Annotated in this window: 8 protein-coding genes, 1 pseudogene and 1 riboswitch; of the genes and pseudogenes, 7 read left to right on the forward strand and 2 right to left on the reverse strand. The window is 63.3% G+C overall.

Translation table 11 applies throughout. The annotated features are described in order from the left end of the window. Window positions 1–324: pseudogene (locus tag EOA36_RS19920) on the reverse strand (hypothetical protein); the annotation flags it as partial. 177 nt (window positions 325–501) lie between these two features. Here EOA36_RS19920 and EOA36_RS19925 point away from each other — a divergent pair. The 3 genes from EOA36_RS19925 to EOA36_RS19940 all read left to right on the forward strand — a co-directional run bounded on the left by EOA36_RS19925 (window position 502) and on the right by EOA36_RS19940 (window position 4,150). Next, complete coding sequence (locus tag EOA36_RS19925) at window positions 502–2,070, forward strand: glycosyltransferase family 39 protein (RefSeq protein WP_245464413.1); 1,569 nt, start codon at window positions 502–504, stop codon at window positions 2,068–2,070. A 176-nt stretch (window positions 2,071–2,246) separates the two neighbouring features. Next, complete coding sequence (msrA, locus tag EOA36_RS19930; RefSeq protein ID WP_127279086.1) at window positions 2,247–2,765, forward strand: peptide-methionine (S)-S-oxide reductase MsrA; 519 nt, start codon at window positions 2,247–2,249, stop codon at window positions 2,763–2,765. A 569-nt stretch (window positions 2,766–3,334) separates the two neighbouring features. Next, window positions 3,335–4,150, forward strand: coding sequence for a formyltransferase family protein (locus tag EOA36_RS19940; protein ID WP_189523064.1), 816 nt, complete (start codon window positions 3,335–3,337; stop codon window positions 4,148–4,150). A 59-nt stretch (window positions 4,151–4,209) separates the two neighbouring features. Here the strand turns inward: EOA36_RS19940 and EOA36_RS19945 are convergent, their stop codons facing one another. Further along, entirely contained in the window at window positions 4,210–4,473 is a 264-nt protein-coding gene (locus EOA36_RS19945) for a hypothetical protein (RefSeq protein ID WP_127279089.1), read from the reverse strand. Continuing rightward, window positions 4,464–4,577: riboswitch (TPP riboswitch) on the forward strand. It overlaps the preceding gene by 10 nt. Between EOA36_RS19945 and EOA36_RS19950 the strand changes: the two genes are divergently transcribed. The 4 genes from EOA36_RS19950 (at window position 4,568) to EOA36_RS19965 (ending at window position 7,807) form a co-directional block, all read left to right on the forward strand. After that, window positions 4,568–5,176 carry a YkoF family thiamine/hydroxymethylpyrimidine-binding protein gene (locus tag EOA36_RS19950; RefSeq protein WP_127279090.1) on the forward strand — a complete coding sequence of 203 codons (609 nt, stop codon included), beginning with the start codon at window positions 4,568–4,570 and terminating at the stop codon, window positions 5,174–5,176. (Overlaps the previous riboswitch by 10 nt.) 39 nt (window positions 5,177–5,215) lie before the next feature. Further along, the gene (locus EOA36_RS19955; protein WP_167531515.1) at window positions 5,216–6,034 is read left to right on the forward strand and encodes an ABC transporter permease; all 819 of its coding nucleotides are present in this window, start codon (window positions 5,216–5,218) and stop codon (window positions 6,032–6,034) included. Then, on the forward strand, window positions 6,031–6,798 hold the full coding sequence (locus EOA36_RS19960) for an ABC transporter ATP-binding protein (protein ID WP_127279091.1): 768 nt from the start codon (window positions 6,031–6,033) through the stop codon (window positions 6,796–6,798). The genes EOA36_RS19955 and EOA36_RS19960 overlap by 4 nt, the downstream gene beginning before the upstream one ends. Continuing rightward, a complete protein-coding gene (locus EOA36_RS19965; protein ID WP_127279092.1) occupies window positions 6,791–7,807 on the forward strand; it encodes an ABC transporter substrate-binding protein in 1,017 nt (338 codons plus the stop codon). Before EOA36_RS19960 ends, EOA36_RS19965 begins: the two co-directional genes overlap by 8 nt. Window positions 7,808–7,935: the final 128 nt, after the last annotated feature.

The following is a 7,935-nucleotide window of genomic DNA, read 5'->3' on the forward strand; positions in this document are numbered from 1 at the left end:
CACCAGGAGCACCAGCGAACCGCAATTCATGACGCTGACGACGCCGGTCATCACCAGGGCCGTCCGGCGGATCATGACGCGAAACCGTCCGACCAGATACCAGTGCTCCTCCTCGACCGCTTTCTGGGTGGCGGCCTGCGTCCAGGCGGTGGCCACGGACAGCGGCGCGAGCAGGGCGGCCTCCAGCGCCGGCGCCAGCCAGCGGGGACCGAATGAAAGATCGTTGATGACCAGAAGCTGCAGGCAGATGATGACGAGGACCGCCGCGCGCGCCAGCCAGAAGTCGAGCGCGCGGTGGTGGATGACGGCATGCGGGTGACGCATCGAATATCCGGGATTTTCTAGTGGGGTCAGGTGTGCGGGCTGTTCAGCCCGGTAAGGGCAACGGGACGCCGAAGTTCCCGCTCAATCTTGGTCTTGCAATGACCTGCAAGTATACTTTTTTGTAAGCTTTGACGTTGGGGCTGTTCGGCAAACCGGGCAATGTGGTTTAAGCCGCGCATGGCGGGAATTGACGACTCCATCGATCGTTGGGTGCCGGCAGGGCTGCCTGCCGTGGCGCTGGACTCGTCGTCGTTCTGGTCCGCCCTGCTTCGGCACCCCTGGGGTTTGCTGGCACTTTTGTGTCTGGTGCAGACGCTGTGCTGGACCGTGGTGCCAACACTCATCGATCCCGCACCGCCCGGCGATGTCGTGGAAGGCTTCATGTGGGGCCGCGAATGGGTGCTTTTGACCTACAAGCACCCGCAGCTCCCCGGCTGGCTGCTCGAGGCCAGCCATCTCCTGACCGGATCGTTCCGCTGGCCGCAATATCTGCTGGCCCAACTGACGATCTCGGCCACGTTCGTCCTGGTCTATCTGCTGGCCCGCGACATGCTCGGACAACGCCGCGCGCTGGCCGCCGTGCTTTTGATGCCATCGGTCTATTTCTTCGGCTGGCCGACGCCGCAATTCAATCACGACTATGCGCAGATGCCGTTCTGGGCCGCGGTCTGCTGGCTGCTGTGGCGCGCCGGCCGCGGTGGCGGGCCAGGCTGGTGGCTGGCGCTCGGACTGGTGTCGGGCGTCGGGCTTTATGCCAAGTTTTCCACCGGCCTGCTGCTTGCCTTCGGCGCTCTCTGGCTGCTGTCCGACGCGCGCGCGCGCAGTCGGCTGGCGACGCCCTGGCCGTGGCTTGGCCTGGCCGTTTGTCTCGCGGTCGCCGCGCCGTTGGCCATCGCACTCTACCGCATCGATTTCCTGCCGTTGACCTATTTCGCCGGCCGCGATGCCTGGGTAACCGAGCACCGTGCGCGCCTCTACTATATCGGTGTCCAGCTAGCCGGGTTTTCCGGCTTCCTCCTGGTGCTGGCGATATCAGGGCTGCTGCGGCGCACGTCGGCTCCGCAGGACCCCGTCGAGCGCGGTAAGCTGGTCTATCTCACCTGGATGGGACTTGGGCCGGCGACGCTGATCATGGTCGCCTCTTTGTTCACCGGCACCGGCGAGGCCTGGGGCGCGCCGATGTACAATCTCGTCGGCGTCGTCGCGCTCGCCTTTCTCGGTCACCGGCTCGGTGCCCCCGAGATGCGAAGGTTGGCGATCTGCGCCTTCATCTGCATCGTGGCCATGTCGGGGGCCTATGCGGCCATCCGCTGGACGGATTGCAATGTGCGCGGGCGGATGGACGCCGTCTGCTGGCCGGCGCGGCCGATCTCGGACGAGGCCGAGGCAATCTGGCACGCGGCGGTGCCGGGCCGGCTCGACATCGTCGGTGGCGACACCAATCTTGCCATGCTGGCGGGCCTCAACGCCTATGACAAGCCGTCGATCTTCACCGATCTCGATATGCGGTTCGCACCCTGGATCACGAGGCAGCGGTTGCGCGACCATGGCATGCTGATGGTTTGGCCGGGTCGTCAAGTGCCGTCGCGGCTGCGGGCATGGTTGGACAACATTCCGGTCAAGACCGTTCTTTTCAACTGGTCGCGCGAGGCACCGCCTGTGGCGATCAGTTTTGCGGCCATTCCACCTGGTATCCGATATCTGCCGGTCGCCGCCAGTAGCCGGACACGGCATCCGCGCAACTGAGGTGCCCCCAGTTCCTTAGGGGGCGAATTTCACCGGTATAGCCGAATGGCCGCTCGTCCGACTGGACGAAGCAGGCGACAATGCCCATTTATGGGACTATCCAAATTTGTTGTCGCGCAATTCCCCGGGGAACGCCGCTACAGGTTTCCCGGAATTGCCTTTTGAGGAGACGTTACATGGCGACTTCGAGCGAACGTGCAGTGCTTGCCGGCGGCTGTTTCTGGGGCATGCAGGATCTGATCCGGCGCATGCCGGGCGTCCTCGCCACGCGTGTCGGCTACAGCGGCGGCGACGTGCCGAATGCCACCTATCGCAATCATGGCACGCATGCCGAAGCCATCGAGATCAGCTTCGATCCGGCGAAAATCAGCTTCCGCCAGCTTCTGGAATTCTTCTTCCAGATCCACGATCCGACGACGCGCAACCGCCAGGGCAACGATGTCGGCATGAGCTATCGCTCGGCAATCTACTACACTAGTGAGGAGCAGAAGCGTGTGGCGGAGGACACCATCGCCGATGTCGATGCCTCTGGCCTGTGGCCCGGCAAGGTTGTCACCGAGCTCGCTCCAGCCGGAGTGTTCTGGGAGGCCGAGCCCGAGCACCAGGATTATCTGGAGAAGTATCCGAACGGCTACACCTGCCATTTCGTCAGGCCAGGTTGGAAACTGCCGGTTCGTGAAAAGGCCGTTTCATAAGGCTCGCGGATCAGTCTTTGCGGCAGTGGGTTTAAGCGCCCGCCGATTGCCGCGAGGCCATATCAATAGCGGCTGTCAGCCCCGCCCGGCGGTTGACAGTCCGCGGCACTGCTGACCAACTGCGCGGGTTGATTGATTTCAGGGGGAGCATGAGGAAACTCTACGAAAAACCTGTGTTGGTGAAGCGGGAAAGGCTCTCAAGTGTCGCCGCGGCAGGACCGCTTTCTCCCAAACCAGGCTGACGGCTCGGCCGGCCTTTTGGTCCTGACCGGACGGGTCCGTGACGGTGCTCGGATTGCCGGGCGATGTCTTGCCCCGCCGGATTTGAAAAGATGATTTCTTTCGAGCCTGTGGCCGGCGCCCGGCAGCTCAATGCAGTTTTCATCCTGGATGTTTCTGCTTACACCGGGCCTCTGCTTTCCGGCTGGATCGAGGCGGGAAACCGTATTGGCGCGATCATCGTGCCTGGCTTTCAGCGCCCATCCAGAGGCTTCAGCATTGGCAATTTTCGACGCCGGCTGAGGCGCCAGCTTCTGCTCAGGCGCTATCTCGGCAACACGCCGGTAAAGTTGATCGAATTCGGCCGGCCTTACGACTGGGATGAGCTTGGCCGGCAATTGCCTGACATCGCCGCGGATGTACTGATCTGCTACGCTTTCCCGACCTTGATCCCACAACAACTGCTCGGCCTCTTTCCCAAGGGCGGGCTTAATTTTCATCCGGCGCTGCTGCCCAACTACCGGGGGCCGCACCCTCTCCATCGCCTGGTCGCGGACGGCCAGCATGCCGTCCATGGCGGCGTGACATTGCACAAGATGTCCGCCAATTTCGATGACGGCGACATCCTCGGACAGGTGCCGTTCTGCGAAGCACACTGGGCAACGCGGCGGGATGTGGCCGACAGCGTGGCGACCGCGATGCGCGCGTTGGTGCGCGAGGTGGCGCCAGCCTATTGCAAGGATTTGGTGTCCGGGACGCGGCAGCCAACCGGTGATTTCGTCTGGGCGCGACTTGAGCGGAACCACATGGCGATTTCATCCGACATGTCGATCGAGCACGTTGCCCGATTGTGGCACGTCCTAGGCGGCAATCCCGGTATCTATCTGGACGTTGCCGGCCGCGAAGTTCGGTTGGCCTTTCAGATCGCGCGACTGGGTCCGCCAACTGGAAAAGGTCCGGTCAGGCGATGGGGGAGGGTGGAGTTCGATCTTGCCAATGGCCGAGTTCGATACCTCACCTATGGCCGCCTGCTCAAACGGCTGATGAAAATGCACACCGCATTCGCACGGCCAAAAGCCGGAAAACCGTGCCCCGAAATAAGAGTGTTTGGCAAAGTGGCCAGCGAATCGGTGCCAGAGGTACCGCCAGCCGGTCGTGGCGTATAGTGAGACCAACGAGCATGGAAAGCGCGGAACTTGCGTCCGCGCTTTCCCTGCTGCGAAAACTACTTACCGCAGTTCTTGTCGGCCACGGTCGGCGCGGTCGCCCTGCCATTGGCATCCGTCTGCGCGCTGGTCGGGCAATTCTGGTCCGCGTTGGAATTCATGTCGCCCGGCGTGATGGTCGGGCTGTTGGTTGCACCCGGATCGAGCCAAATTCCCGGGCGCCGGCACCCGGTTGTGCCTGCGCTGGCGCAATGCTTTGGCGCAGCTTGCTGAAAAAACAGCTTCCCCAACCGATCGAATGGTGCTTTAACGCCGCCATCCACAGGGGTGCTCCGTACGGTCGGGGCTGAGACGGGGGCGGCAAGCCCACAGACCCTAGAAGCTGATCTGGGTAATACCAGCGGAGCGAGGCGGGCGATGTTTTCAGGCGCACAGGTTTCCCTATATCCCATGGCCGACGATTTTGTCGGCGTCATCCTGGGCGCGCTTGGCGCGCTCGATTCGTATCGCGACAAGCTCAGGATCGAGACCGACGACATCTCGACCTTGCTGGTCGGGCCCCCCGAGGTGCTATTCCCGGCGCTGCGCGACCTTTTCGTGGCTGCGTCTGGCAGCGGTAAGCATTGCGTGCTGTCGGCGACCATTTCGCGTGGTTGCCCAGGTGAGCCGGACGATCCGATCTGCCGCTCCGACACGTTTGGCGGACCTGCCGGGCCACTCGGCCCGCGCAAGCAAGCCGCCATTTCCGCCGTCCGCGGCGCGCCCGCCACTGGGCAGCCAGCGGCGGCGCAGTTCTCGCTCTATGTGATGGGCACGGACGACCATATGGACGAGATCTATGGCTGCATCGATTTCCTGAAGCAGTCTGGCGTCTATGATCGCTCCAAGAATTTCTGCACCAAGCTGCGCGGCGATGCCGGCGCGATCTTCTCGGCGCTCGACGAAGCCTTCTGCCGCTTCGGACCAGGCGCCGGCCACGTAACCCTCGACGTCACGGTTTCGGCCAACAGTCCCACTGCCGTTTGAACCGTTCGCGCCGACGCGCGCCGTCAAGGTCATCCTCTCGTGGCTTCATCGTCGTTCAACCCGCGTCAACTCGCGGGCTTCCTCGCCCAGGCGGCACCGGCCGTGATATCGATCGGCCTGGTGCTCGTGGCGTGGGAACTCTACGCAAACCATTCCGGCATCAAGCCGACGGTTCTGCCGGCACCCTCGCGCGTCTTCGAACAGGCGATGCTCAATCGTGACGCGCTGCTCGACAACGCCATTCCCACCATCCGCGCCACGCTGATCGGTTTTGCCTGCTCGCTCAGCGCCGCCTTCGCGCTGTCGATGCTGGTCGACTTCTTCCAGCCTTTGCGGCGCGCGCTGTTTCCTGTCTTCATAGTCAGCCAGACCTTGCCGCTGGTCGCCATCGCGCCATTGGTGGTGCTGTGGTTCGGTTTCGGGCTGACGCCCAAGATCATGCTGGTGGCACTGGTCACCTTCTTCCCGATGCTGGTGGCCCTGGTGCAGGGCTACGAGGCTACCGAGGTCGAGATCGGGCAGATGCTGCGCGCCATGGGAGCAGGGCGCTGGCGGGTCTTCATCCTGGCACGGTTGCCTTCGGCGCTGCCTTATTTCTTCGCTGGCCTCAGGATCTCCATCACCTATGCCGTCGTCGGCGCCATCTTCGCCGAATATGCGGGCGCGGCCAAAGGGCTGGGCATCTACATGCTCAACGCCAAAAACAATTTCCGTCCCGACCTGGTGCTCGCCGCCGTCGGCGTCAGCGCCGCCCTTACCCTCGTCCTGTTCGGGCTGACGGTGGTGCTGCAACGACTTGCCATGCCTTGGGAAAGAGCCGCTGGCAGGCAAGCCGCCCGAAAAGGCCCGCAAGCATGAGCCGGCTCGAATTGCGGCATATGCGCAAGGCCTTTGGCGGGCTCGAAGTGCTCGCCGACATTTCGCTGCGCGTGGATGCCGGCGAATTCGTCTCGATCCTTGGGCCTTCGGGTGCCGGCAAGTCGACGCTGTTCCAGCTTCTGACCGGCGCCGAGCATGGCGAGGGTGAGATGTTTTTCGACGGCGCGCCGCTCGACGATCATGGCAGGCATTTCGCCTTCATGCCGCAGCGGGACGCGCTGATGCCGTGGCGGCGCATCCTCGATAACACGACGCTCGGGCTCGAGGTGCAGGGCCTCGGCCGCAAGGCGGCGCGGACGCGTGTCGCGCCGCTGTTTGCCGAGTTTGGGCTTGCCGGCTTCGAGCGGCATTTTCCGGCGCAGCTTTCAGGCGGCATGCGGCAGCGCGCGGCGCTGCTGCGTACTGTCGTGCAGGAACGCGACATGTTGCTGCTCGACGAGCCGTTCGGCGCGCTCGATGCACTGACGCGCGCGGCCATGCAGCGCTGGCTCGAACAGATGTGGCGGCACCATCGATGGACGGCGTTGCTGATCACCCATGACGTGCGCGAAGCCGTGTTCCTGTCAGACCGCATCTATGTGCTGTCGGCCCGGCCTGCCCGTGTCGTGCGCGAGATCCAGGTGCCACTGCCGCGCCCGCGCGATCCGACCAGCGCCGCCACACGGCAGGCCGGGGCACTCGAGGCCGAGATCCTCGACATTCTGCTCAACCTCCAGCCAACCAAAGGACATGACCATGACTGACTTGACGCGCAGGCAGGCTCTGCTGCTCACCCTTGCCGCTAGCGTACCGCTGGCCACCGGATCGAGCCGCTCCTTCGCGGCAACGCAAAAAGTCACTGTCGCGCTGGACTGGACGGTCAACACCAACCACATCGGGCTGTTCGTCGCGCGCGAAAAGGGTTTTTATCGCGAGGCCGGTCTGGAGGTCGATATCGTGCCTTACAGCGACACCGGCGCCGGCACGCTTGTCGCCAACCGCGTCGCCGATTTCGGCATCAACGGCACCATCAGCCTGTTCACCCAGAAGACCGCCGGCGCCGACTTGAAGGCCGTCTATGCCGTCGTGCAGTCCGAAACTGGTCGGCTGGTGTTCAATGCGGCGCGCAGCGAGATCAAGAGCCCGAAGGATCTGGATGGCCTGACCTATGGCGGTTTCGGCAGCGCCTGGGAAAACGCACTGATCTCGACCATCATCCGGCATGATGGCGGCAAGGGCGATTTCGAGACGGTGACGCTCGGCACTTCCGCCTATGAGGCGCTCGCCAACGGTTCGGTCGACTTCACCCTCGAAGTGTCGACCTGGGAGGGCGTCGAAGCCGAGCTCAAGGGCGTCAAGCAACGCAGCTTCGTCTATGCCGACTATGGCGTTCCCGACGAGCACACGACGCTCATCTCTTCGAGCGAAGCGTTTCTCCAGTCAAATCCCCAACTGGCGTCGTCCTTCATCCAGGCAACGCGGCGCGGCTATCAGTTCGCGGTGGATCATCCAGAGGAAGCCGCGACGCTGCTGATCGCCGCCAACAAGGATGCCCTCACCAATCCGGCGTTGATCCAGACTTCGCTGAAGGCACTGATCGACGGGCACTATCTGCGCGGGCAAGACGGCACCATCGGCATCATGGATCCCGCCAAGATGGAAGCGATCGGCTCCTACCTCCTCGCCGCGGGTATCCTGCATGATGCCGATGGCAAGGTTGTCGCGCAACGTCCGGATTTCGTGGGATATTTCAGCAATGGGTACCTCAGATAGGTGCCGACGCTGAGACTGCGAAAAGGTCGTATCGTCCGATGCTGGAGGCGAGGATGTCGCTAGGTCGCAGCCCGACAAAACCGCGGCTACGGCCTTCACCTTCGACCCGGTTTGATGCCGATCTGATC

This window comes from Mesorhizobium sp. M8A.F.Ca.ET.021.01.1.1 (assembly GCF_003998025.1).
GTDB lineage: Bacteria > Pseudomonadota > Alphaproteobacteria > Rhizobiales > Rhizobiaceae > Mesorhizobium.